The organism is Micrococcus flavus, from assembly GCF_014204815.1.
Lineage (GTDB): Bacteria > Actinomycetota > Actinomycetes > Actinomycetales > Micrococcaceae > Micrococcus > Micrococcus flavus.
In genome coordinates this window covers 474,742-497,556 of record NZ_JACHMC010000001.1, presented here as the reverse complement: position 1 = coordinate 497,556, position 22,815 = coordinate 474,742, and the positions used below count along the sequence as shown (strand labels likewise).

Annotated in this window: 24 protein-coding genes and 2 tRNA genes; 15 read left to right on the top strand and 11 right to left on the bottom strand. The window is 75.1% G+C overall.

Annotated features, from left to right (window positions below; translation table 11 throughout):
* Window positions 1-158 precede the first annotated feature (158 nt).
* Together BJ976_RS02395 and BJ976_RS02390 are read left to right on the top strand one after the other, a co-directional pair.
* On the top strand, window positions 159-1,367 hold the full coding sequence (locus tag BJ976_RS02395; protein ID WP_135028813.1) for a pyridoxal phosphate-dependent aminotransferase: 1,209 nt from the start codon (window positions 159-161) through the stop codon (window positions 1,365-1,367).
* Between the two features lie 120 nt (window positions 1,368-1,487).
* On the top strand, window positions 1,488-2,519 hold the full coding sequence (locus BJ976_RS02390) for a 6-phosphofructokinase (RefSeq protein ID WP_135028815.1): 1,032 nt from the start codon (window positions 1,488-1,490) through the stop codon (window positions 2,517-2,519).
* A gap of 69 nt (window positions 2,520-2,588) precedes the next feature.
* Here BJ976_RS02390 and ygfZ read toward each other — a convergent pair whose 3' ends face one another.
* From ygfZ to BJ976_RS02375, 3 genes are all read right to left on the bottom strand, one after another.
* Entirely contained in the window at window positions 2,589-3,779 is a 1,191-nt protein-coding gene (gene ygfZ / locus BJ976_RS02385) for a CAF17-like 4Fe-4S cluster assembly/insertion protein YgfZ (protein WP_135028817.1), read from the bottom strand.
* The gene (locus BJ976_RS02380; protein WP_135028819.1) at window positions 3,776-4,456 is read right to left on the bottom strand and encodes a nitrobindin family protein; all 681 of its coding nucleotides are present in this window, start codon (window positions 4,454-4,456) and stop codon (window positions 3,776-3,778) included. The genes ygfZ and BJ976_RS02380 overlap by 4 nt, the downstream gene beginning before the upstream one ends.
* Before the next feature lie 185 nt (window positions 4,457-4,641).
* Window positions 4,642-5,448 (bottom strand): hypothetical protein, encoded by an 807-nt coding sequence (locus BJ976_RS02375; protein WP_229667427.1) that lies wholly within the window; start codon window positions 5,446-5,448, stop codon window positions 4,642-4,644.
* A gap of 94 nt (window positions 5,449-5,542) precedes the next feature.
* Here BJ976_RS02375 and BJ976_RS02370 point away from each other — a divergent pair, with 94 nt between their 5' ends.
* The 12 genes from BJ976_RS02370 (at window position 5,543) to asd (ending at window position 15,401) form a co-directional block, all read left to right on the top strand.
* A complete protein-coding gene (locus BJ976_RS02370) occupies window positions 5,543-6,247 on the top strand; it encodes a winged helix-turn-helix domain-containing protein (protein ID WP_135028822.1) in 705 nt (234 codons plus the stop codon).
* Window positions 6,248-6,256: 9 nt separating this feature from the next.
* Entirely contained in the window at window positions 6,257-7,192 is a 936-nt protein-coding gene (gene mshD / locus BJ976_RS02365) for a mycothiol synthase (RefSeq protein WP_135028824.1), read from the top strand.
* Window positions 7,193-7,293: 101 nt separating this feature from the next.
* Window positions 7,294-8,307: an NUDIX hydrolase gene (locus BJ976_RS02360; protein ID WP_135028826.1), complete on the top strand. Its 1,014-nt coding sequence runs from the start codon at window positions 7,294-7,296 to the stop codon at window positions 8,305-8,307.
* Window positions 8,308-8,369: 62 nt separating this feature from the next.
* Window positions 8,370-8,726: a GNAT family N-acetyltransferase gene (locus BJ976_RS02355; RefSeq protein ID WP_135028828.1), complete on the top strand. Its 357-nt coding sequence runs from the start codon at window positions 8,370-8,372 to the stop codon at window positions 8,724-8,726.
* Between the two features lie 107 nt (window positions 8,727-8,833).
* The gene (locus BJ976_RS11895; RefSeq protein ID WP_167736900.1) at window positions 8,834-10,759 is read left to right on the top strand and encodes a hypothetical protein; all 1,926 of its coding nucleotides are present in this window, start codon (window positions 8,834-8,836) and stop codon (window positions 10,757-10,759) included.
* Window positions 10,756-11,133 (top strand): GntR family transcriptional regulator, encoded by a 378-nt coding sequence (locus tag BJ976_RS11890; RefSeq protein ID WP_167736901.1) that lies wholly within the window; start codon window positions 10,756-10,758, stop codon window positions 11,131-11,133. The genes BJ976_RS11895 and BJ976_RS11890 overlap by 4 nt, the downstream gene beginning before the upstream one ends.
* Window positions 11,134-11,215: 82 nt before the next feature.
* Window positions 11,216-12,190 (top strand): hypothetical protein, encoded by a 975-nt coding sequence (locus BJ976_RS02345; RefSeq protein WP_135028830.1) that lies wholly within the window; start codon window positions 11,216-11,218, stop codon window positions 12,188-12,190.
* The gene (locus BJ976_RS02340) at window positions 12,187-12,591 is read left to right on the top strand and encodes a GntR family transcriptional regulator (protein WP_167736902.1); all 405 of its coding nucleotides are present in this window, start codon (window positions 12,187-12,189) and stop codon (window positions 12,589-12,591) included. Before BJ976_RS02345 ends, BJ976_RS02340 begins: the two co-directional genes overlap by 4 nt.
* Window position 12,592: 1 nt before the next feature.
* Window positions 12,593-13,423 carry a thymidylate synthase gene (locus tag BJ976_RS02335; RefSeq protein ID WP_135028834.1) on the top strand — a complete coding sequence of 277 codons (831 nt, stop codon included), beginning with the start codon at window positions 12,593-12,595 and terminating at the stop codon, window positions 13,421-13,423.
* Between the two features lie 38 nt (window positions 13,424-13,461).
* Window positions 13,462-13,986: a dihydrofolate reductase gene (locus tag BJ976_RS02330; RefSeq protein WP_229667415.1), complete on the top strand. Its 525-nt coding sequence runs from the start codon at window positions 13,462-13,464 to the stop codon at window positions 13,984-13,986.
* On the top strand, window positions 13,983-14,204 hold the full coding sequence (locus tag BJ976_RS02325) for an NF038396 family protein (protein ID WP_135028838.1): 222 nt from the start codon (window positions 13,983-13,985) through the stop codon (window positions 14,202-14,204). The genes BJ976_RS02330 and BJ976_RS02325 overlap by 4 nt, the downstream gene beginning before the upstream one ends.
* 24 nt (window positions 14,205-14,228) lie before the next feature.
* Window positions 14,229-15,401, top strand: coding sequence for an aspartate-semialdehyde dehydrogenase (gene asd / locus BJ976_RS02320; protein ID WP_135028840.1), 1,173 nt, complete (start codon window positions 14,229-14,231; stop codon window positions 15,399-15,401).
* Between the two features lie 145 nt (window positions 15,402-15,546).
* On the opposite strand, the gene BJ976_RS02315 is transcribed toward asd, so the two are convergent.
* From BJ976_RS02315 to BJ976_RS02285, 7 genes are all read right to left on the bottom strand, one after another.
* On the bottom strand, window positions 15,547-16,695 hold the full coding sequence (locus tag BJ976_RS02315; RefSeq protein ID WP_135028842.1) for a UDP-N-acetylmuramate dehydrogenase: 1,149 nt from the start codon (window positions 16,693-16,695) through the stop codon (window positions 15,547-15,549).
* On the bottom strand, window positions 16,692-17,204 hold the full coding sequence (locus tag BJ976_RS02310) for a MaoC/PaaZ C-terminal domain-containing protein (protein WP_135028844.1): 513 nt from the start codon (window positions 17,202-17,204) through the stop codon (window positions 16,692-16,694). Before BJ976_RS02310 ends, BJ976_RS02315 begins: the two co-directional genes overlap by 4 nt.
* Window positions 17,204-17,653, bottom strand: coding sequence for an FAS1-like dehydratase domain-containing protein (locus tag BJ976_RS02305; RefSeq protein WP_167736903.1), 450 nt, complete (start codon window positions 17,651-17,653; stop codon window positions 17,204-17,206). Before BJ976_RS02305 ends, BJ976_RS02310 begins: the two co-directional genes overlap by 1 nt.
* 77 nt (window positions 17,654-17,730) lie before the next feature.
* Window positions 17,731-18,021 carry a hypothetical protein gene (locus BJ976_RS02300; protein ID WP_135028846.1) on the bottom strand — a complete coding sequence of 97 codons (291 nt, stop codon included), beginning with the start codon at window positions 18,019-18,021 and terminating at the stop codon, window positions 17,731-17,733.
* 84 nt (window positions 18,022-18,105) lie between these two features.
* Window positions 18,106-18,182: transfer RNA gene (locus tag BJ976_RS02295), tRNA-Met, on the bottom strand.
* A gap of 58 nt (window positions 18,183-18,240) precedes the next feature.
* Window positions 18,241-18,312: transfer RNA gene (locus tag BJ976_RS02290), tRNA-Thr, on the bottom strand.
* Between the two features lie 109 nt (window positions 18,313-18,421).
* Window positions 18,422-20,485 (bottom strand): DEAD/DEAH box helicase, encoded by a 2,064-nt coding sequence (locus BJ976_RS02285; RefSeq protein ID WP_135028848.1) that lies wholly within the window; start codon window positions 20,483-20,485, stop codon window positions 18,422-18,424.
* A gap of 336 nt (window positions 20,486-20,821) precedes the next feature.
* Here BJ976_RS02285 and BJ976_RS02280 point away from each other — a divergent pair, with 336 nt between their 5' ends.
* Window positions 20,822-21,586 carry a hypothetical protein gene (locus BJ976_RS02280; RefSeq protein WP_221419384.1) on the top strand — a complete coding sequence of 255 codons (765 nt, stop codon included), beginning with the start codon at window positions 20,822-20,824 and terminating at the stop codon, window positions 21,584-21,586.
* Between the two features lie 4 nt (window positions 21,587-21,590).
* On the opposite strand, the gene BJ976_RS02275 is transcribed toward BJ976_RS02280, so the two are convergent.
* Window positions 21,591-22,799 (bottom strand): amidohydrolase, encoded by a 1,209-nt coding sequence (locus BJ976_RS02275; protein WP_135028850.1) that lies wholly within the window; start codon window positions 22,797-22,799, stop codon window positions 21,591-21,593.
* Window positions 22,800-22,815: the final 16 nt, after the last annotated feature.

Genomic DNA, 22,815 nt, shown 5'->3' with positions numbered 1-22,815 from the left:
GATCCACCCCGGGCACGCCCGGGACCGATCTCGCGGTACCGAGGATCCAGGATACGCCATCCCCGCGGGACATGTCGAACACGGCCCCGCTCAGTAGGCTGGGGCGCGCGGGCGTGCGCCGCCCGCGCGCCAGTCCGCCCCAGACGAAGAAGGTCCCCATGGCTGCCCCCGCCCACCGCGTGTCCGCCCGGCTCTCCGCCATCGCCCCCTCGGCGACCCTCGCCGTCGACGCGAAGGCCAAGGCCCTCAAGGCGGCCGGCCGGCCCGTGATCGGCTTCGGCGCCGGCGAGCCCGACTTCCCCACCCCGGACTACATCGTCGAGACCGCCGTCGAGGCCGCCCGCGACCCGCGCAACCACCGCTACTCCCCCGCCGCCGGCCTGCCCGAGCTGCGGGAGGCCGTGGCCGCCAAGACCCTCCGCGACTCCGGCGTGGCGCTGGAGCCCGCCCAGGTCCTCGTGACCAACGGCGGCAAGCAGGCCGTCTACAACACCTTCGCCGCGCTCCTCGACCCGCAGGACGAGGTGCTCGTCCCCTCCCCGTTCTGGACCACGTACCCCGAGGCGATCCGGCTCGCCGGCGGCGTGCCCGTGGACGTGTTCGCCGGCCCCGACACGGGCTACAAGGTGAGCGTGGAGCAGCTCGAGGCCGCCCGCACGGAGCGCACCAAGGTGCTCCTCTTCGTGTCCCCGTCCAACCCCACCGGCGCCGTGTACTCCCCCGAGGAGACCCGGGCGATCGGCGAGTGGGCCCTCGAGCGCGGCCTCTGGGTGGTCACGGACGAGATCTACGAGCACCTCACCTACGACGGCATGCCCTTCACCTCGATCGTGGCGGCCGTACCCGGGCTCGCGGACCAGGCCGTCATCCTGAACGGCGTCGCGAAGACCTACGCCATGACGGGCTGGCGCGTGGGCTGGATGGCCGGGCCCGTCGACGTGATCAAGGCCGCCACCAATCTGCAGTCCCACGCCACCTCGAACGTCGCCAACGTCTCCCAGCGGGCGGCGCTGGCCGCCGTCGCCGGCCCCCTGGACGCCGTGGACGAGATGAAGACCGCGTTCGATCGGCGGCGCCGCGCCATGGTGGCGGCCATGGACGCGGTCCCGGGCTTCTCCTGCCCGACGCCGGAGGGCGCCTTCTACGCGTACGTGGACGTGCGCGAGGCGCTCGGCCGCACCTACCGCGGAGGCGTGACCCCCACGACCTCCGCCGAGCTCGCCGCGTTCATCCTCGAGCAGGCCGAGGTGGCCGTGGTGCCCGGCGAGGCCTTCGGGCCGTCCGGCTACCTCCGCCTGTCCTACGCCCTCGGCGACGACGACCTCGCCGAGGGCGTGGAACGCATCCGGGCCCTGCTCTCCGAGTGACCCGAGGCCCCGGCACGGGCCGGGTGCGCGAGGCCTGACGGTCCCGCGCCCGGCCTGGCTAGGGTGGGCGTGGGCGCCCCTCGGCCCCCGACCCCGCACCCCGAACCAGGAGGAACACCCATGCGCGTCGGACTGCTCACCTCGGGCGGCGACTGCCCCGGACTGAACGCCGTGATCCGAGCCGCCGTGCTGCACGGCATCAAGACCCACGACATGGAGATGGTGGGCATCAGGGACGGGTGGGCGGGCCTGATCGACAAGAACGTCGAAGAGCTCCCCCGCACCCGCGTCCGCGGGCTCGCCAAGCAGGGCGGCACCATCATCGGCACCTCCCGCACCCACCCCTATGACGCCGACGGCGGCGGCTCGGAGAACATGCTGCGCAACCTGCGCGAGCTGGGCCTCGACGCGGTGATCGCCATCGGCGGCGAGGGCACCCTGGCCGGCGCCGACCGCCTGGCCCAGGACGGCCTGCCGGTGGTCGGTGTGCCGAAGACGATCGACAACGACCTGCAGGGCACCGACTACACGTTCGGCTTCGACACCGCGGTGCAGATCGCCACCGACGCGATGGACCGGCTGCGCACCACGGGTGAGTCCCACCACCGATGCATGGTGGCCGAGGTGATGGGCCGACACGTGGGCTGGATCGCCCTGCACTCCGGCATGGCGGCCGGCGCCCACGCGATCCTCATCCCCGAGGTCCGCACCCCCATGGAGCAGGTGGCCGAGTGGGTCTCCCAGGTGCACGAGAAGGGCCGTTCGCCGCTCGTGGTGGTGGCGGAGGGCTTCATCCCCGAGGGCCACGACGACCCGCTGTCCGAGGCCGGCGTGGAGGCCTCGGGCCGCCCGCGGCTCGGCGGGATCGGCGAGTGGGTGACCCGCGAGATCGAGCAGATGACTGGCATCGAGACGCGCAACACCGTGCTCGGCCACATCCAGCGCGGCGGCGCCCCCACCGCCACCGACCGCGTGCTCTCCACCCGCTTCGGCATGGGGGCCGTGGACCTCGTCGCGGAGCGGCGGTGGGGCCAGATGGTCGCGGCCAACGGCACGGAGATCATCTCCATCCCCATGCGCGCCGCCCTCAGGGGCCTCAAGTCCGTTCCGCAGGCGCGCTACGACGAGGCGAAGGTCCTCTTCGGCCGCTGAGCCGCGGCCTCATGGCGCCCGGGCCGTGCGGGCGGCCGCCGGCGGGCCCTCCCGGTCCGCCGGCGACGCTCAGCCGCGGCGGCCGACCCCCCGCGGCCGGCCGACGACCTGGCCCGCGTCCGGGGAGACGAGCAGATCCTGGGTCGCGGCGATCCACGCCGGCTCGCCGTCCTGGGCGGCGTCCTCACGCACCAGCAGCACGGCGTCGGCCGGGACCGCGCGCTTGAGCATCGCCAGGGCGACGGCGCCGGCCTCGTGGTGCTGCGCGGCGCTGGTGACCGTGCCGACGGGCCGTGCGGCGGCCCGCGCGTCGTCCGTGTCCGGCTCGGGACGGACGATCACGGACGCACCCTGGGCCGGGAGCGCGTGGGAGGAGCCGTCCAGCAGCAGCTGCGTCAGGCGACGAGGCGGCCGTCCCAGGTTGTGGACCCGTGCCACGGTCTCCTGGCCGCGGTAGCACCCCTTCTCGAGGTGCACCGCGGTGCGGATCAGGTCCAGCTCGTGGGGGATGGTGCGCTCGTCGCCGTCGACGGCCGGGCGGGGACGGCCCGCCGCGATCCGCAGCGCCTCGGCGGCCAGAGCGCCGGCGAGGCCCCACCCGGCCAGCTCCCCCGTGCCGAGGCGGCCGACGGTCGCCACCAGGTCGGCGTGCGTGACCAGGTACTCCCGCCAGGACCAGTCGGCGCCGGGGTGGGCGGCGGGGTCGGGATCCGCCGTGTACGCCCAGCCGCCGGCGTCGACGTGCGGCCAGGGGTCCACCCAGACGGTGCGGTCCTCCCAGCCCGGCACGGGGGCCGTGGCGCCGACGACGGCGACCGCGCCGGAGTGGTCCCGCAGCGTCACCCGGTGGGAGAAGACCATCGACCGCAGCCACGACGCCAGCGTGGCGGCGTGGGCGGCGTCGGCGATCAGCCACGTGGCGGCGCCGTCCTCGAGCAGGTGCACCGCGGCCTCGATGCGACCGTTCGCGTCCAGGAAGAGGGTCTCGGTGCTGGAGCCGGGCGGGCGCCCCTCGAGGTGCTGGCTGCCGAGGGTGTGCAGCCAGGTCAGCCGGTCCGGGCCGGACACCGAGAGGACCGCCCGGGTGGACAGGTCCACGAGGGCGCGGCCGCGGGCGAGGGACCGCTGCTCCGGGAGCGGTCGGCCGTAGTGCGCGGCCACGCCCGCGTCATGTCCCTCCGCCTCGACGGCGCCGTGGGCGGGTCCCCCCTCCGCGGCGGCCGGGCCGTCCAGCAGCGGGCTGCGCCGTGCGCCGCTCACGCCGACTGCTCCGGGCTCTGCCCGCGCTCCCCCCGCGGACGGGGCGCACCCGGGGCGAGCCGACCCTCGGACGGGTCCGGCATGCGGTCGAGGATCGCGGAGGCGTGCGCCTCCAGGGGGCCGGTCTCGGCGGGCGAGGAGTCCCAGCGCCAGAAGAGCTGGCCGTTCACGAGTCCCGCCATGCGGGTGGCGCGGGCGTACTCGCCGGCGGCGGAGCCGCGCAGGAGGGAGTCGGCGACGACCTGCACCTGCGGGCCCTTGATCCGTCCGTAGTACAGCTCGGCGAGGGACCCGGGGTGGACGATCGTGGCCGTGATGCGGAAGGCGTCGTCCTCGCCGCGCAGCCCCTCGACGTCCTCGGCGGAGCGGTAGGGGGGCACGATGCCGGCCGGAACCATGCCCGGGCCGACGTCGCCGTCCTGCCGGGGCCGGTCCACCTGCCAGAAGCCGGACTCCACCGTGAGCGGGCGGACCAGGGTGCCGTCGGCCTCGCAGAGCCACGACTCGGCGCGGTACTCGAGGAAGGGCAGCCCGTGCTCGACGAAGTCGACGCGCTGGTAGAAGATCTCGGTCCCCTCCGTGCCGTCGCCGAGACGGCCCTGCCCCTCCCAGCTGCCGATCAGCCAGGACAGCGGGGCGAGCTCGGGGGTGAGGTCGTACGGGAGTTCAGTGGCCATGGGAGATCACGGCGCGGCCCCGCGGGGCCGCGCTGCTCAGCGCTGGCCCTTGAAGAGGCCGCCGATGACGACGGCCGCGACCGCCGCCATGCCGATGCCGGCGAGGACGACGAGGACGAGGAAGAAGATCTCGAGAGCAACAAGGGAGTCCATGGCCCGCATCCTACCCGCCGGGCGGAGCCTGGTCAGGCCAGGAAGCCGAGCATGACGTGGCCCACCACCCCCGCCGCGCCGACCGGCGCCATGGCGAGGGCGTAGCCCGCGCGTCGGGGCCGCAGCGTGGTGCCCACGGGCCGGTCCTCCGGCCGGGGCCGGCTGGTGGGCGCGGTGGCGGCGGTCAGCGCCACGAGGGTGGCGGCTCCCAGCGCCGCCACCACGTGGACGACGGCCACCCCGCTGGACGCGCCGACGAGCACGGAGACCAGCCACGCGACGAGCCCGCTGGACGGGATCATGACGAGCGCCAGCACGCGGGGACGGCCCTGCATCCACGGGGTCAGACCGACGAGCGCCGTGCCGGCGACCGCGAGCGCGAGCGTCAGCGTCAGGCCGGCGACGCGCGGCACCTCCGCGTAGCGGGCCAACGGCACCCAGCACGCGGCGCACAGGCACAGCAGCACGCCGCCCATCGTGGCCACGGTGGACTCGATGCGCAGCGGACGGCCCGTGCCGCGCACGAGCTGGACCACGAAGGCGGCCATGGTGCCCCACGCCATCAGGACGGCCAGCGGCTCGAACAGCTCCCAGGACTGCCGCAGGCCGTCGTCGCCGCGGGGCCAGGCGAGCATGACCGCGACGCCCAGCACGCCCGCCGTGAACAGGGTGACGCTCAGGGACACGCGGGCCGGCGCGCCCATCTGCCGGGGCCATCCCCAGGCGATGACGGCGATCACCACCACGACGGCGACGGCGGCGGGAACGGGGCCCAGCAGCGCCGCACCGCCGAGCACGAGGGCGGCGAGGGCGGCGCTCAGGGCCATGGTCAGACGCATCACGACCCCCATCCTGCCAGGGCACCGAACGAGGCTATGCTCGGCGACGACGCCCACGCGCGTCGTGGAGCCGTGGACCGGGGAGAGGAGCGGGATGACCCGTCTGCTCATGCTCACCCGGGCGGCCCGCGCCGTCGAGGTGCTGCCCGCCCTCGACCTGCTCACCCACGAGGTGCGCGTGGCGCAGCCCCGCGCCGCCCTGGTCCCCGCCCATCCCGATGTCGAGGCGGTCCTTCTCGACGCCACCGCGGCCCTGGCGGACGCGCGGACGGTGGCCCGGGACGTGTCCACGCTGTGCCCGCAGGTGCCCGTCCTGGCCGTCCTGACCGAGGGGGCCCTGACGGCGGTCGGACCGGAGTGGTCCCTGGCCGACGTCGTGCTGGCCTCCGCCGGACCCGCCGAGGTGGATGCCCGCATCCGACTCCTGCGCGTCCCCGGCGCGGGCCCGGGCCCGGCCCCGGACGACCGGCCCTTGACGGCGGGCGGGCTCGAGGTGGACGCGGCAGGCTATCGGGCCCGCGTGGACGGGCGCTCCCTGAACCTGACCTTCCGGGAGTTCGAGCTGCTCAAGCACCTCGTGCAGAGTCCCGGCCGGGTGTTCACGCGGGAGCAGCTGCTCCAGGAGGTGTGGGGCTACGACTACTTCGGGGGCACCCGCACCGTGGACGTGCATGTGCGACGTCTGCGCGCCAAGCTCGGCGCAGATCACGAGCAGCTGATCGTGACGGTCCGCAACGTGGGCTACCGGTTCGCCCCGCGGGGCGATGCCGGCGAGACCGCGGCCGGCTCCCCCACCTAGGCTGTCGGCATGCCTGAGACCTCCGCCTCCCCCGCCGTGCACGTCCCCCGCCCCGAGGAGGTCCCGGCCGTCCTGGCCCTCGCCGACCGGGTCCAGGCCGCGGACGGGCACCCGCCGCTGAACGACCAGACCCGTGCCGTGCTGGCCCGGGGCGGCCAGCGCTGGTGGGGGGTCACCCGCGACGCCGACGGGACGCTGACGGGGGCGGCCGCCCTGGTGCCCGAGGCGGCGGAGGACGGGCCCGGCGTCGTGGAGCTGGCCGTGGACCCCGCGCACCGGCGCGCGGGGCTGGGGGGCGCGCTCGCCGCGGCCGCCGCCCGCGCCGTCCGGGATCGCGACGAGGGCGCGGAGACCAGCGCGTGGGCGCACGGGGACCTCCCCGGCTCCGCCGCGCTGGCCCGGCGGCACGGCCTGGAGGCGGCGCGGGAGCTGCGACGGATGCGGATCGACGCCGCGGGCCTCGCGGACCTGCCGCCGGCCGTGCTGCCGGCGGGCGTACGGATCCGCCCGTTCGCGCCGGGGCGGGACGAGGACACGTGGCTGGGGCTCAACGCCGACGCCTTCGCCGACCACCCGGAGCAGGGCTCGCTGACCCGCGCGGACCTCGAGGCCCGCATGGCCCAGGAGTGGTTCTCCGCGGAGGGGCTGCTGCTGGCCGAGGACGAGGACGGCACGGCCGTGGGCTACCACTGGACCAAGGTCACCGACGACGCCGGCGGGGAGCCGGAGGGCGAGGTGTACGCCGTCGGGGTGTCCCCGGCCGCGCAGGGTCGCGGGCTGGGTCGGACGCTCACCCTGGCCGGCCTGCACCACATGGCGGAGCGGTCGGTGGCCGGCGTCGACCTGTATGTGGACGCGGGCAACGTCCCGGCCGTGCGGCTGTACGACTCCCTGGGCTTCGTGCTCGCCGCGGCGGACGTCCAGTACCGGCCCGCGGCGGGGTGACCGGCCGATAGGCGGGAGCGGGATCGCCGACCGTCCCCTATATCCTTGTCCCGCCCCTCCCCGGCATCGGCCGGGACCCGCGCTGGAGGAACCGCTCGCTGATGTCCACCGACTCCCCTGACCGCACGGCCGCCTGGTCCACGCAGGACCGGGCCGTGACCGGTCCCGCCGCCGAGGTCCTGGCTGCCGGCATGCTCCCCTGGCGGCAGGGCGCCGACGGGCTCGAGGTCATGGTGATCCACCGCCCGCGCTACGACGACTGGTCCTGGCCGAAGGGCAAGCTGGACCCGGGTGAGACCCTGCCCGAGTGCGCGGTGCGCGAGCTCGCAGAGGAGGTGCGCCTCGACCTGCGGCCCGGAGTCCCCCTGGCGGTCACCCGCTACACCCTGCCCGCCCGCAAGGGCAAGGGCGAGGTGTCGAAGGAGGTCTGGTACTGGGCCGCCGAGGTGGCGGGCCAACGGGCCGTGCCGGACGGGGACGAGGTGGACGAGGTCCGCTGGATGTCCCCGGACGCGGCGCGCGGGATCCTGACGAACGAGACGGACGCGGAGCCCCTCGATGCGCTCCTGGAGCTGCACCGCCGAGGCCGCCTGCGGACCACGCCCCTGCTGGTGCTGCGTCATGCCAAGGCCAAACCCCGCTCCTCGTGGTCGCGGGCCGAGCAGGAGCGTCCGCTGGCCGCCACGGGGCGGCGCCAGGCGCTGGCGGTGCGGGACCTGGTGGGCGTGTGGGCACCAGAGCGACTGGTGTCCTCGCCCTGGCGGCGCTGTGTGGAGACCCTCGCCCCGGTGGTGAAGCACACCCGCCTGCCCCTGAAGACGAAGTCCGCGTTCACCGAGACGACGGCGCGGGAGAAGCCCAAGCGGACGCGCCGCGCGATGCGCGACCTGCTCGGACGCCGGCAGCCGCTCGTGGTGTGCGTGCACCGTCCCGTGATCGCCGCGCTCCTGGCGGAGATCGACGGGTGGGCGGCCCGGCCGGCGGGCGATGTGCTGCGGGCGCTGCCCCGCGAGGACCCGCACCTGCGTCCCGGCGGCGTCCTGGTCCTCCACCAGGGCCTCGACGCGGACGGCGCGGTCGTGGCCGTGGAGGTCTACGACCCCTGGGACGACTGAGTCCCGCCCCGGTCCGGATGTGCGGCGTTGAGCACGCGCATCCTCGGGCCTAGGCTCGGGTCATGGACACCGCATCGACGCAGCAGCCCGAGAAGATCGTCCACGAGCGCCTCGCCGTGACCCGCGACCCCGACCGCGGTCGGTTCGAGATGCGCCAGGACGGCCGGTTCATCGGCTTCCTCGGCTACACCCAGGACGAGGTCCCCGCGGCCGATGGCGGCGAGGACGAGACCGTGGTCCGCCTGCAGCACACGATCATCGACGAGGCCCACAGCCGCCAGGGCTACGCCCGCGCGCTGGTGACGATCGTCCTGGACCGGTTGCGCGCCGAGGGCGAGAAGGTCTCCCCCGAGTGCTCGTACGTGGAGGACTACCTGCGCCGCTACCCCGAGTACCGGGACATGGTGCGCGAGGTCTGAGCCGCTCCACGGGCGCGGCTGTGATCTCCCTCTTTTCTTTGTATTGATCGGGCGGTACATTCGGCGCATCGGATGCCGTCGGTGTCCCCGTTCCCGGAGGCGCACGCATGTCCACGGTCAGTCCCCTCGCAGCCCTCGCCCTGCTCGCGCCCGCCGGCCTCGGGCTCGCCGTCCTCTACGCGCTGCTGCGCTGGTTCGCCTGGACCCCGCGCGGCGCCAGTCCGGTGGGCTCGGCGCGCGTCCACGGCCTGATGGTGGCGCTCATCGCCTTCCTGGTGAGCTGCTCCCCGCGGCAGGAGCCCGCCGACGGCGTCCTCGACGCCGGCGCCGACAGGCCGGCGCCCGACAGCCCGGGGGCGGTGGTGCTGGACCCGTTGGTCACCCGGGTGACCGGGGTCGAGGCCCTGCCGTTCCCCGAGCCGGCGCTCTGGCCCCTCCTGACGGCCCTGGCGCCGGCCGCGCTGTTCCTGCTGGTCTGGTGGATCGGCCAGCACACCTGGCCGCGGTCCACGGGTCCCGTCCGGCAGGGACGCCTCACCGCACTCGAGCTCCGGGACGTCCTGCCCCGCGCACTGACGTGGACCTGCGCCGCGGCGACCCTCGCGTCCGCCGGCGCCGTCGCGGCGCTGGCGGCCTCCGGCCTGGCGGCGGTCCCCGCGCGGCGCATCACCATGGAGGTGGACGTCGCCCAGGCCGGGAACGCGCTCCCTGCGGGGCCGGCCGAGTGGCAGACCCAGGTGGTCGCCGTCGACGGCGCCCAGTCCGGCGCGGCGATCGCCGGAATCCTCCTCCTGGTGCTGGCCGGATGGGTGGCCACGACGGTGCTGGCCGTCCGGGCCGTGCTGCGCCGCCCCGTCCTCGCGGGACTGCACCCCGCCACGGACCTGGCCGTGCGGCGCGTGGCGGTCAACCGGATCCTGCGGACCGCCCTCGTGGCGGTCGTGGGCATCGGCCTCAGCGTCGTGTGGACGTGGGACCGCCTGGAGCGCACCGCCCGCGGCCACGCCCTCGACCCCACCGGGGAGCGATGGCCGGAGGCGTCCCAGGCGGTCGCCGGCGTCTCGACGTCGGTCTCCTCCCTCGCGCTCCCCGCCGTGGGACTGATGATCGTGACGCTGATCGCGGCCGCACTGTGGCGCTCCCCCGCGCTGGCCGTCCTCGCCGAGGCCCCCGGCGCGGCAGGCCTGGACGGGCGGCCCTGGACGCCTGCCCCGTCCGCAGCCCCGGGCACGGCGCGGGCCGTCCGGGCGCTGCGGGATCGCTCGGGCATGACAGCTCTTTCCCTCACGCTCCTGAGCACCCTGCTCCTGTCGACGGGCGGGTTCCTGCTGGTTGCCGGTGACGGCGCGGCGGCCCGGACCTCGGCGTCGGCACTGGTCACGACGGGACCATTCCTACTGGGCATGCTCGTGCTGGCGGCCGCCGAGGTGCGGGTGCGGCGCCACCACACCACTCCCGCGCCGGCCGGGCCCGGACTGGGGGCCGCGTCCCGGTGGCGCCGGGTCCTGCTGGCGCTGGCCGCCGTCGTGGCCGTGCCGGCGGCGGCATGGACGGCCCACCACCAGCTGCCCCTGGTCATCGGCCACGTCCAGGCGCGCGGGGTGGACGCGGCGGCCGCCGCCGGCATGCTCCTGCCCGTGGCGGTGGTGACACTGCTCGCCCTCGCGGCCGCGCACGGGGCGGGTCGACGCGGTCCGCTGACCCGGGCCGACGCCGTCGAGGACGCGGTGCTGCGCCGCTCGGCCGTGAACCGGTTCCTGGCCCTGGGCACCGGCGCCGTGGTGGCGTTCGCCGGTCAGGCCTGGCCGCTGCTGCATCAGGCACGTGTGGTGGCCGCCGGCTCCCCGGGGTGGGCGACCGGCGAGACGTGGCAGCAGCCCTGGCTCCTGCTCGGACTGGGCCTGCTCCTCGCCTTCCTGCCCGGGATGTCCGTGGACCCGCGCACCGGCCGGACCGCGGGCGAGGAGCCGTCCCGGGCGGAGGTCGAAGCCCACCGGACCATGGAGCCCTCGGCGACGGGGCCGGCCGCGTGACCGCCGCCGCGGGGGCCGCCCTCGAGGTGGACCTGCGCTCCCCCGTCCCGCCGTTCGAGCAGCTGCGCGCCCAGATCGCCGACCGCGTCGCCCAGGGCGTCCTGACGCCCGGCACGCGCCTGCCTCCGGTCCGGTCGCTGGCCGCGGACCTGGGCCTGGCCGCCGGCACGGTGGCCCGGGCCTACAAGGAGCTGGAGGGCGACGGCGTCGTGGTGACCGCCGGGCGACGCGGGACCGTGGTGGCGCCGGCGCCGCCGACCGCGAGCGCGGACGCGGTGGACGCCGCGGTGGCGCGTGCGGTGGCCCTCGCGCGCGGGGCCGGCTGGGACCGCAGTCGCGTGCTCGAGGCCATGAAGCGGGCATGGGAGGGCTGAGGGGACCCCTGGCAGGTGTATCTGCGTGTTGATACAGTGACACGCGTCGGGACCGCCCGACCCCGTCCTCCCGGAGGCCCGCATGACCGGATTCGCCCTCATCGTCCCGCTGTTCACCGCCCTCGTCCTGACGGTGGTGTACGCCGTCCTGCGCACCTCGGGGCGGCTGCACGCCGACGCCCTGCGCGGCGTGCGGATCCACGGGCTCGTCACTGCGGTGGCCGCCCTCTTCTTCACGGTGTTCGCCGGCGGCCTCGACCAGCTGATCTTCAGCACCCTGCACGCGGACCCGAACGGGCAGGTGACCGAGCACGCCGGCGGGTGGATGACCGTGGACGTGACCCTGTGGGCCGCGTGGGGTCCGTGGCTGCTTTCGCTCGCCGGGCCGCTCATGGTGGCGGCCGTCCACGTGGTAGGACAGCTGACGTTCCCGGAGCCGCGGGGCGTGGTGCGGCGGGCCTCGCTGGCTCCCCGGTCCGCCGGGCGGCTGGTGCCGCGGGACCCAGCCCTCGCAGCGGCGGTGCTGACGGCGGCACTGGTGGCGGTGCTCGCCGTGCTGGCCGCCGAGCCGAGCACGCCGATGCTCATCGAGCCGGTGGAGCGGCGGGGCACCCCCGACCCGGACGTGCTCGCCCACCACGCCACCGCCGCAGGCCGCGAGCTGCTGCCCTGGTTCGCGCTGGCCTGGGCGGCCACCCTGGCGGCCGTCCTCGCCGGGGTGAGCGCAGCCGCCCGGCGGCGGGCCGTCGAGGGGCTCACCCCGGCGCAGGACCGGGCCGCCCGCGAGGTCGCCGCGCACCGGATGCTGCGCACGGGCCTGTGGATGCTGTGGCTGCTGATCGTCGCCGCCGCCAACGCGGTCATCGCCTCCCGCGACGCCCGAGACGTCCTCGCCCGGTTCGTTCCGGACCACCCGTCCGCCCTGCCACTGGGTGGGGCGGCCCGCGTGATCGAGGCCCTCGGCACCGCGGGCCCGTGGCTCACCCTCACCGTCATGGTGGTCCTGGTGCTCTGGCGGCCCCGGGCGCTGCGGGTGCTGCGGACGGACCGGCCGTGAGCGGCCCGGGCCCCACGCCGGCGCGCGAACCGGCACTGGAGGTGGACCTGCGCTCGGCCGTGCCGCCGTTCGAGCAGATCCGGGCCGGCGTCACGGCCCTCGTGCAGACCGGGCACCTGGCGCCGGGCGCCCCCCTGCCGTCGGTGCGCGCCCTGGCCCAGGACCTCGGGATCGCGCCGGGCACCGTGGCGCGCGCGTACCGGCAGTTGGAGGCGGCCGGCGTCGTGCGGACCCTCCGCGGCCGCGGCACCCGCGTGGCGGACTCCCCGCCCGCCCCCGCCGCGGACGAGGTGCGGGCGGCGCTGGCCCAGGCCGTGCGCGCCGCCGTCGCCGCGGGCTGGGACACCGACCGGATCCACAGCGCGGTGCGGGACGAGCTGGACGCCCGCCGTCCTGACTAGAGTGGCGCGGGTGAGCATCCCCACCCCCTACGAGGACCTGCTGGCCGACGTCCTGGAGAACGGCGCCGTCACGACCGACCGCACCGGCACGGGCACGCGCAGCGTGTTCGGGCGGCAGCTGCGCTTCGACCTCGCCGAGTCGTTCCCGCTGATCACCACCAAGCGGGTGCACTTCCGGTCCGTGGCCCTCGAGCTGCTGTGGTTCCTGCGCGGCGAGTCCAACGTGCGCTGGCTCCAGGAGCGCGGGGTCACCATCTGGGACGAGTGGGCGGACGAGGACGGCGAGCTCGGCCCCGTCTACGGCGTGCAGTGGCGGTCCTGGCCCACCCCCGACGGCGGGCACATCGACCAGATCGCGAGGGTCGTCGAGCAGATCCGCGCGAACCCGCACTCGCGCCGACACATCGTGACGGCGTGGAACCCGGCCGAGGTGGACGAGATGGCCCTGCCGCCCTGCCACGCGCTCTTCCAGTTCCACGTCACCCCGGACCCCGACGGCGGCCCCGGCCGCCTGTCCTGCCAGCTGTACCAGCGCTCGGCGGACCTCTTCCTCGGGGTGCCGTTCAACATCGCCTCGTATGCCCTGCTCACCGTGATGGTCGCCGAGCAGACGGGCCTGACCCCCGGCGAGCTGATCTGGACCGGCGGGGACTGCCACATCTACGCCAACCACGAGGACCAGGTGCGCGAGCAGCTCTCCCGGGAGCCGTACCCGTACCCGCGGCTGCGGCTGCGCCGGACCCCGGCGTCGATCTTCGACTACGAGTACGAGGACATCGAGGTCCTCGACTACCGCCACCACCCCGCCATCTCCGCCCCGGTAGCCGTCTGATGGGCCCCCGCGACGCCGCGCCCCGCCAGACCGTCGGCATGATCTGGGCGCAGACCCCCGAGCGGGTGATCGGCCGGGACGGGACCATGCCCTGGCACCTGCCTGAGGACCTCGCCCACTTCAAGGCGCGCACCCTCGGCCACCCCGTGATCATGGGCCGACGCACGTGGGAGTCCTTCCCCGCGCGCTTCCGCCCCCTGCCCGGGCGCACCAACATCGTGGTCTCCCGCACCCTCGCCGCACTGGCGGAGGACGGGCCCGACGCGCGGACGGCGGGCGCCGTCGTCGTCCCCGACTTCGGCGCGGCCCTGGCCGCCGCCGACGAGGCCGACGGCCTGGACCTGGTGTGGGTGATCGGCGGGGCGACCCTCTATGAGCAGGCCCTGGACGTGGCCACGCTCGCCGAGGTCACCGTGATCGACACGGACGCCGACGGCGACACCCACGCTCCCGCCCTGGACGCGCGCTGGCACCTGGTCGGGGCGGACCCCGCCCCGGACGACTGGCACACCGCCTCCAACGGCCTGCGGCATCGCTTCGAACGCTGGGAGAGGGACGCATGAACGACGACGGTCCCGGCCTGCTCACCCCGCAGGCCCTGACGTTCCTGGCGCTCGTGGCGTTCCCGGTGCTCGCGTTCGCGTGCGCCGTGCTGGGCCTGATCCTCGTGCTGCAGGGGAAGACGGTGGGCGGTCTGGTGTTCCTGCTGGTCCTCACGCAGCTGTCCGCGGTGGGCGGTCTCATCACCTGGAACCGGCGGAAGAGGTCCCGCGGCCGCTGACGGGCGACCGGTAGCCTGGACGGCATGACTGACACCGCCTCCGCCGCCGTGACCGCCGCCGACCCGGCCGCCGTGCCCACCGTGGGCATCGTGGGCTGGCGCGGCATGGTGGGCTCCGTCCTGATGCAGCGCATGGCCGAGGAGGGCGACTTCGCCCGGATCCGGCCCGTCTTCTTCTCCACCTCCGCCGCGGGCGGGCCCGCGCCGACCTTCGACGGCATGGCCGGGGACCCCGGCGCCCTGCAGGACGCCTTCGACGTGGACGTGCTGAAGGCCCTGCCGATCATCGTGACCGCCCAGGGCGGCGACTACACGAAGGACGTGTACCCGCGGCTGCGCGCCGCCGGCTGGGACGGGATCTGGATCGACGCCGCCTCCACCCTGCGCATGGAGGACTCCTCCGTGATCGTGCTGGACCCGGTGAACCGCCCCGTGATCGACGCGGCCCTGGCCGGCGGCGTGAAGGAGTTCATCGGCGGCAACTGCACCGTGTCCTGCATGCTCATGGGCCTGGGCGGGCTGTTCCGCGAGGGGCTCGTGGAGTGGGGCACCGCCATGACCTACCAGGCGGCCTCCGGCGGCGGCGCCCAGCACATGCGGGAGCTGCTGACCCAGTACGCCGCCCTGGGCGGCGTCGTGGCGGAGGAGCTGGCGGACCCGTCGTCGGCGATCCTCGAGATCGACCGCAAGGTCACCGAGCTGCAGCGCGGCGGACTGGACGCCAGCCGCTTCGGGGTGCCCCTGGGGGGCTCACTCATCCCGTGGATCGACGCGGACCTCGGGAACGGCGTGTCCCGCGAGGAGCAGAAGGCCTACGACGAGACCAACAAGGTGCTCGGCCTGCGCGGGGAGGAGCGCATCCCGTTCGACTCGCTGTGCGTGCGCGTGGGCGCCATGCGCTCCCACTCCCAGGCGCTGACCCTCAAGCTCACCCGGGACGTGCCGATCGACGAGATCACCGAGATCGTGGCGAACGGCACCGCGTGGGCGCAGGTGGTGCCGAACGAGAAGGAGGCGTCGATGCGCGACCTCACCCCGGTGGCCGCCTCCGGCACCCTGCAGATCCCCGTGGGGCGGCTGCGGAAGATGAAGATGGGCCCGGAGTACCTCTCGGCGTTCACGGTGGGCGACCAGCTGCTGTGGGGCGCCGCGGAGCCGCTGCGCCGCATGCTCATGATCGCGACCGGCAACCTCTGACCCCCCGGCGCTTTCGTTCGGGAAACGGCGGCGCAATGCACGTTTTCGTTCGCGAAACGGTGCCATTGGCCGGCCGGACGTGCTGTTTCCCGAACGAAAACGCCCCGGGGTGCGCCGTTTCCCGAACGAAAACGGGGGGGTGGGGTCAGAGGGCGGTGCCGATGATCATCGGCTCGTGGTGCAGGTCCACGCCGTAGCGGGCCTTCACCCCGTCCCGCACCGCGCGTGCGATGGTGAGCACGTCCTCCGTGGACGCGTCCCCCCGGTTGGTCACGGCGAGCGTGTGCTTGGTGGACAGCGACGCGCGGCCCCCGGCCAGGCCGGCGCCGTCCGGGCCGCGGCCGTCCACGTCCCCCTCGCGGGGTTCCGCGTCCGGCAGGCCGAAGCCCTTGCCGAAGCCGGCGTGGTCGATCAGCCACGCGGCCGACAGCTTCACGAGTTCCGTGCCGTCCTCGGCGGTGCCGGCGGCGAACGCCGGGGCGCCCTCCGGCAGGGACGCGCGCACCGCGGCGGGGACGATGGGATTGGTGAAGTAGGAGCCGGTGGACCACGTGTCCCGGTCCGCCTCGTCCCACACCATGCCCTTGGACGCACGCAGCGCCAGCACCTGCTCCCGGACGGTCCGCAGGGTGGCGTGCGAGCCCTCCTCCACGCCGAGGGCCCGGGCCAGCTGGGCGTAGCGCACGGGGGCCGTGGGCTCGGCGCCGGCGGCGGCGCGGCGCAGACGCAGGTCGATCGAGAGGACGATCCACCGCGGACTCGGGGCGCCGCCCTCCACCATCGAGCGCTTGATGATCGAGTCGCGGTACCCGAAGCGCAGCTCGTCCGCGCCCAGCTCCACCACGGCCCCTCCCCCGGGGGCCTGCCGGTCCCACGCGCGCAGGGACACGAGCACCTGGGACACGTCCGCCCCGTACGCCCCGACGTTCTGGACGGGGGTGGCGCCCGCGGATCCGGGGATCCCGGAGAGCGCCTCGACCCCGCCGAGGCCCTGCTCCACGGTCCAGGCCACGGCCTCGTCCCAGGCGTGGCCGGCGGCCACGCGGACGAGGACGTCCCCGCCGTCCTCGCGGAGCACCTCGATCCCGTCGAAGGCCAGACGCACGACGGTGCCGTCGAAGCCGGCGTCCGCCATCAGGGTGTTGGAGCCGCCCCCGAGGACGAACAGGGGGTCGCCGGCGGCGTCCGCGGCGCGCACGGCCTCGAGGGCCTCGGCCTCGGTGCGGGCGGTCACCCACGCGCGGGCGGGCCCGCCGACGCGGGTGGTGGTGTGGTCGGCCAGGCGCTCGCTCACGCGTGCTCCTCCTCGGTCTCCTCGGGCTCCGCCAGGCGCACCACGGCCTGCGCCTTCGTCAGAACGCGGGGCTTGTCCTGTGCGGGGTCGTTCACGGTGAGGTCGATCCGCACCGTCCCGGCCGCGGCGTCCACCGCGCCCACGACGCCCGAGACCTCCAGGACGGACCCGGGCACGGGCGCGCCGTCGTCGCCGATGCGGCCCGTGGTGTCCTCGACCGGGACCATGGCGGTGAAGCGGGTCTGGTAGTCCACGACGGCGCCCGGGTCCCCCGCCCAGTCGGTGACCAGCTGCACGGCAGCGCCCATGGTGAGCATGCCGTGGGCGATCACACCCGGCAGGCCGACCGACTCGGCGAAGGTCTGGTTCCAGTGGATGGGGTTGTGGTCTCCCGAGGCGGCGGCGTAGGCGATCAGGTCCGCACGGGTCAGCGGGACCCGGCGGGAGCCGATGGCCTGCCCCTTCTCCAGCTCGGCCAGGACGGGACGGGCGGCGGTGGACTCGCTCATCAGGACTCCTCTCCCCGGACCAGCAGGGTGGACGTGACGTCGGCGACGGGGGCGCCGCCGGCGTCGGTGATCTCCGTGACGGTGGTGACCATCCGGTTGCCGCCGAGCTCCTTGACCGCGTGGATGCGGACGGTGCCGGTCAGCTCGTCCCCCGCGACGATCGGCCGGTGGTGGACGAAGCGCTCGTCCGCGTGCACCACGCGGGAGAAGTCGATCCCCGCCTCGGGGTCCGCCACCACGGCCGCCTCGGCGCGCTGGGCCACGACCACGGCGAACGTGGGGGGCGCGACGACGTCGGCGTGCCCGAGAGCGCGGGCGGCCTCGACGTCGTGGTGGGCGGGATGCCGGGCCTGCACGGCGTCCGCGAACGCGCGCACGGCCTCACGGCCGACCTGGTACGGGGGCGCCGGCGGATAGGTGCGCCCGGCGAGGGTCTGGGGGTCGCTCACGCGTGCTCCTGGGTCTCGAGGGGTCCGCCGACCCGTGCGGCGGGCGGGGCCCCAGCCTATCGGTCGGGCCGGTTGCGTCAGCGGGACCGGCCGCGCTCCCCCTCGGCCTGCCGACGGCCGGCCTCCCGCAGGCGCACCGTCTGCGCGGTCAGATGCACCAGGACCCCGACGGCGAGGATCGCCAGCGCCGCCCAGGACAGCGGCAGCCGCTCGGTCAGAGCGCCGACCACGGACAGGACGATCCCCAGGAGGAACAGCCCCGAGCCCGCCAGCACCATCCGGCGGTACACGGGCGAGCCGTTCTCCCACGGGGAGACGAAGCCGGGGCGGGCGTCGGAGGAGGCCGGGGGGCGGGAGGGACGGGACATGGGGCCAGTCTAGGGAGCCCCGCGGGACGCCCGGGCCCGGGGGACGACGAAGGCCCGGACCGACTGGTCCGGGCCTCCGCCTGGTGGTAGCGGCGGAGGGACTCGATCCCTCGACCTCACGATTATGAGTCGTGCGCTCTAACCAGCTGAGCTACGCCGCCACGACATGAGAACGCCCGCGCTCGCGGCGCAAGCCGAGAGAACGGGCTCTCACGTCAGAGCCCCGACCGGGAATCGATCCCGGGACCTCCATCTTACCAAGATGGCGCTCTACCACTGAGCTATCGGGGCAACGAGGTAAGACTGTACACCACGTTCCACCCGGATGCAAAATCGGGGCCGTGGCGACTTGCGGCACACGCCGACGGACCGCCACGGCCCCGATCTCCCGGGCAGCGGGTCAGCGGCGCGGGCCGCGATCCCGGCGGTCCTCGGCGCCCCAGCGCGGCTTGCGCCCGGCGCCGCGGCCGGCCCGGTCGGAGCGGAATCCGCCGCGCTCCTCGCGCTCCTTGCGGAAGCCGCCGCGGTCCTCCCGGTTCTTCCGGAAGCCGCCACGGTCCTCCCGGTCCTTCCGGAACCCGTCGCGCTCCTTGCGGAACCCGCCGCGCTCGCCGTCGTGGCCGCCGTCGCGCTCCTGGCGGGTGGGGCGGCCGGTGTCCTTGCGCAGCCCCAGGCGGCGACCGCCGATCTCGGTGTTCGCGGCGGCCTCCAGCTGGGCGGGGGTCAGGTCGGCGGGCAGCTCGACGAGCGAGTGGTTGCCGCGCAGGTCGATCGCGCCGATCGCGGAGGCCGGCAGGCCCACCTCGTTGGCGAGGGCGCCCACGATGTTGCCGGGGCGCACGCGGTCCTGGTGGCCCACGGCGATCCAGTAGGTCGCGTTGCCGGCGGCCGGCTCGCGGCGCGGACCGCGCGAGCCGCGACCGTCGCCGTCGCGCTCGGGGCGCTCCGCCCGGTCGCCGCGGCCGCCGCGCTCGGGACGGTCGTCGCGGTCGCGGCGACCACGGCCGCCGCCCTGGGGGATCTCCTGGTCCGGGGTGAGCAGCGGACGGCCGCCCTGGGCCATCAGGGCCAGGGCCGCGGCGGCGCGGGCGGCGCTGACGCCGTGCTCGTCCACGTACTCCGTGACGAGCGCCTCGAAGGTGTCGAGATCGCCGCGGTCGGCCTCCTCGAGGGTGCGGGAGATCGAGGCGACCACGGCCTTCTGGCGGGCCTGGTTGACCTGCGCCACGGTGGGCACCTGCATCTCCTCGACCGACTGGCGGGTGGTGCGCTCGATCTGCTTGAGCAGGAAGCGCTCGCGCGGGGTCATGAACAGCACCGCGTCGCCGGTGCGGCCGGCGCGGCCGGTGCGGCCGATGCGGTGCACGTAGGACTCGGCGTCCTGGGGGATGTCGTAGTTCACCACGTGGGAGATGCGCTCCACGTCCAGGCCGCGGGCGGCGACGTCGGTGGCCACCAGGATGTCCACGCGCCCGGACTTGAGGTCCTCCACGGTCTTCTCGCGCTGCTTCTGCGCGACGTCGCCGGAGATGGCGACCGCGGAGAAGCCCGCCTGGTTCAGGCGCTGGGCGAGCTCGTCCGTGCCGGCGCGGGTGCGCACGAAGGCGATGACGCCCTCGTGGTCCTCGGTCTCGAGGATGCGCGTCATGGCCTCGAACTTCCACTGGTGCGCGACCTGCACGTACCGCTGCCGGATGTTGGTGCCGGTGGTGGACTGGCGGGCCGTCGCCACCTCCTCCGGGTCGTTCAGGTACTGCGCGGAGATGCGGCGGATGGCCGGGGGCATGGTGGCGGAGAACAGCGCGGTCTGCTTGCCCTTCGGGGTCTCCGCGAGGATCTTGTCCACCTCCTCCGCGAAGCCCATGCGCAGCATCTCGTCCGCCTCGTCCAGGACGAGGGTCTGCAGCTGGGACAGGTCGAGGGAGCCGCGCTCGATGTGGTCGATCACGCGGCCGGGGGTGCCGACGATGACCTGGGCGCCGCGGCGCAGGGCCGACAGCTGCGGGCCGTACGGCGAGCCGCCGTAGACGGCCAGCACGGACACGTCGTCGAGGTGCTTGGCGTAGGTGTCGAAGGCCTCGGCCACCTGGATGGCGAGCTCGCGGGTGGGGGCCAACGCCAGGATCTGCGGGGCGCCGGAGCGGCCGTTGACGTCCTGGATCTCGGCGAGCCGGGACAGCGCCGGCAGCGCGAACGCGCCGGTCTTGCCCGTGCCGGTCTGCGCCAGGCCGACGACGTCGCGGCCCTCGAGCAGCAGCGGGATCGTGGCCTCCTGGATGGGCGAGGGGCGCTCGTAGCCGAGGTCCTCGACGGCGGCCAGCACGCGGGCGTCCAGGCCGAGGGAGAGGAAGGTGGGGCCGGCGGGCTCGGGGGTCTCGACGTCGGCATCGACCTCGGCCTCGGTCTCCACGAGCTCGGGGTCCTCCACGGGGGCGGGGGTGGTGGTCTCGTTCTGGGTCGTCATGACGTCCTCCTGGGGATGCGCAGGCGCGCGCCAGGACGACGGTCGCGGGTCGTCGTCGTGGGGCGCGGGGGCTGCTGGGAATGGTGCACCGTCCAGCCGGAGAACCCCCGCGGGCCGCGACGTTCGCGACCCCTCACACACATCTGCACGACATCTGCATCCAACGGCATGGCTCACGCGTCCACGCTCTTCAACACAGGGGGAAATGACCGGATCCGGTCCGCCCAGTCTACGCGACGTCCCGCCTCCCCCGGCCCTCGCCGGGTGTGCGCTCGCCCACCCCGCCGCGCGGACCGCCCCGGGCCCCGGGGGCGGCGTGCCCGTTAGGCTCGGGCCGTGCCAGAGAACAGCAGCGACCGCATCGCCCGCGCCGCCGGCCGCGCCGCCCGGGCCTTCCGTGAGAACCAGACCGCCGAACGTGACGAGCGAGCTCGGCGCACCCCCTCCGCGGACCGGCCCGGCCTCAAGGACCGCGCCGCGCAGGCCGCCGAGCGGGTCGGGCCCGTGCGCGAGCGCGTGGGCCACGCCGCCGGGGAGGCAGGACGCGCCTTCCGCGAGGGGCAGGCGAGGGACGCCGAGCGCCTCGCCGAGGTGAGCACCCGCGTCCGGGAGGAGGACGAGGCCCAGCGGGCGCAGCGGCGGGAGAGCCGGGCGCGCGAGCTCGAGGAACGGGACGCGGCCGAGGCCGGGCGCGTCCACCCGCTGCTGCGCCTGACCCGCGTGTGGTGGCTGGCCGTGGGCCTGCTGCTGGCCGCCCTGGGCGGGACGTTCATCGCCAACGGGCTCCGGGCGGAGGCCCGCGGCGGCAGGGTCATCGACCCGCTCACCGGCCTGGAGTCCGTCGGCCCGCTCGGCGGTGCCACGGGCCAGTACACCCTCGGCGGCGTGCTGATCGCCCTCGCGCTCGTCACCCTGTGGGGCTGGATCGGGCTCCTGCGCCGCCGCCGCTCGGCGATCTCCACCCTCACCACCGTCGCGGTGCTGCTGGCCATCCCCGCGGCGACCCGGCCCAACGCGCTGTTCCTCGTGCTGGGCCTGGTCATGGCGCTCGGCGCGGTGCTCCTGTGGCTGCCGCCCGTGCGCTCCCGCGTGCGCCGCTGAGCGCTCAGTCCTCCACAGGGCGGGCCGGGGCGACCACGGGCCGGTGGGCGTCGACGTCGTACTCCATGACCTGCCGCCCGCCGATCCACACGCGCAGGGCGCGCTGCATGACGTCCAGCGGGTCTCCGGTCCACAGGACGAGGTCCGCGTCCTTGCCGGTCTCGAGGGACCCGAGGCGGCCGTCGAGGCCGAGCACCGTCGCGGGGTTGATCGTGATGGCGCGCAGGGCGATGTCCCGGTCCAGGCCCTCCTTCACCGCGAGCGCGGCCTGGTAGACGAGGAAGTCGATCGGGATCACCGGGTGGTCGGTGATGATGCTGATCTCCACGCCGGCGCGGGCCAGGCGGCCGGGGTTGCGCAGCGAGCGCCCGCGCAGCTCCGGCTTGGACTTCGTGGTGAACAGGGGGCCGATCAGCACGGGCACGCCCCGCTCGGCGAGCACGTCCGCGATCGGGTGCGCCTCGGTGCCGTGGTCCAGGACCAGGTCGTAGCCGAACTCGTCGGCCAGGCGCAGCGCGGTGGCCACGTCGTCCGTGCGGTGGCAGTGCTGGCGCCACGGGATCTTCTTCTCGAGCACCAGGGCGAGGGCCTCCATGTGGGGGTCCCGGGTGAAGGGCTTGCCCTCGGCCTCGGCCTCGGCGCGGCGCGCCATGTACCCCTGCGCCTTCTGGAACGCCTGGCGGATCACGAGCGCGGTGCCCAGGCGGGTGGAGGGGGTCCGGCCCTTCTCCTTGTAGACGTTCTTGGGGTTCTCGCCGAGGGCCGACTTCAGTCCGGAGGGGCTGCGCAGGACCATCTCGTCCACCGTGCGGCCGTGGGTGTGCAAGGCCACGGCCTGCCCGCCGATCGGGTTGCCGGAGCCGGGGTTGACGTTGACGGTGGTGACGCCGCCGGCGAGGGCGTCCCGCCAGCCGGGCTCGTTCGGATCGATCGCGTCGATCGCGCGGACGCCGGCCATGACCGGGTCCGTCATCTCGTTGACGTCGGCGGTGGCGCCGACCTCGCCCTCGGCGTGCATGCCCAGGTGAACGTGCGCGTCCACGAAGCCGGGCAGCAGCCACCGGCCCTCACAGTCGATCGTCTCGGCCCCGGCGGGGGCCTCGACGTCCGGGCCGAGGGCGGTGATCCTCCCGTCCTCCACGATCAGGGTGCCGTCGAAGGGCTCGGCGGTCACGGGGACGACATGGGCGTTGATATAGGCGGTGATGCTCATCACTTCACCGTACGCC

What these genes read in the sequence shown, in the direction of transcription:
- BJ976_RS02330 (WP_229667415.1), top strand. Translation starts at nt 13,462, where the DNA reads ATGATCTGGGCGCAGACCCCCGAGCGGGTGATCGGCCGGGACGGGACC.
- BJ976_RS02325 (WP_135028838.1), top strand. Translation starts at nt 13,983, where the DNA reads ATGAACGACGACGGTCCCGGCCTGCTCACCCCGCAGGCCCTGACGTTC.
- BJ976_RS02395 (WP_135028813.1), top strand. Translation starts at nt 159, where the DNA reads ATGGCTGCCCCCGCCCACCGCGTGTCCGCCCGGCTCTCCGCCATCGCC.
- BJ976_RS02300 (WP_135028846.1), bottom strand. Translation starts at nt 18,021, where the DNA reads ATGTCCCGTCCCTCCCGCCCCCCGGCCTCCTCCGACGCCCGCCCCGGC.
- BJ976_RS02375 (WP_229667427.1), bottom strand. Translation starts at nt 5,448, where the DNA reads ATGCGTCTGACCATGGCCCTGAGCGCCGCCCTCGCCGCCCTCGTGCTC.
- BJ976_RS02345 (WP_135028830.1), top strand. Translation starts at nt 11,216, where the DNA reads ATGACCGGATTCGCCCTCATCGTCCCGCTGTTCACCGCCCTCGTCCTG.
- BJ976_RS02380 (WP_135028819.1), bottom strand. Translation starts at nt 4,456, where the DNA reads ATGGCCACTGAACTCCCGTACGACCTCACCCCCGAGCTCGCCCCGCTG.
- mshD (WP_135028824.1), top strand. Translation starts at nt 6,257, where the DNA reads ATGCCTGAGACCTCCGCCTCCCCCGCCGTGCACGTCCCCCGCCCCGAG.
- asd (WP_135028840.1), top strand. Translation starts at nt 14,229, where the DNA reads ATGACTGACACCGCCTCCGCCGCCGTGACCGCCGCCGACCCGGCCGCC.
- BJ976_RS02285 (WP_135028848.1), bottom strand. Translation starts at nt 20,485, where the DNA reads ATGACGACCCAGAACGAGACCACCACCCCCGCCCCCGTGGAGGACCCC.
- BJ976_RS02355 (WP_135028828.1), top strand. Translation starts at nt 8,370, where the DNA reads ATGGACACCGCATCGACGCAGCAGCCCGAGAAGATCGTCCACGAGCGC.
- BJ976_RS11895 (WP_167736900.1), top strand. Translation starts at nt 8,834, where the DNA reads ATGTCCACGGTCAGTCCCCTCGCAGCCCTCGCCCTGCTCGCGCCCGCC.
- BJ976_RS02275 (WP_135028850.1), bottom strand. Translation starts at nt 22,799, where the DNA reads ATGAGCATCACCGCCTATATCAACGCCCATGTCGTCCCCGTGACCGCC.
- BJ976_RS02370 (WP_135028822.1), top strand. Translation starts at nt 5,543, where the DNA reads ATGACCCGTCTGCTCATGCTCACCCGGGCGGCCCGCGCCGTCGAGGTG.
- BJ976_RS02360 (WP_135028826.1), top strand. Translation starts at nt 7,294, where the DNA reads ATGTCCACCGACTCCCCTGACCGCACGGCCGCCTGGTCCACGCAGGAC.
- BJ976_RS02310 (WP_135028844.1), bottom strand. Translation starts at nt 17,204, where the DNA reads ATGAGCGAGTCCACCGCCGCCCGTCCCGTCCTGGCCGAGCTGGAGAAG.
- BJ976_RS02390 (WP_135028815.1), top strand. Translation starts at nt 1,488, where the DNA reads ATGCGCGTCGGACTGCTCACCTCGGGCGGCGACTGCCCCGGACTGAAC.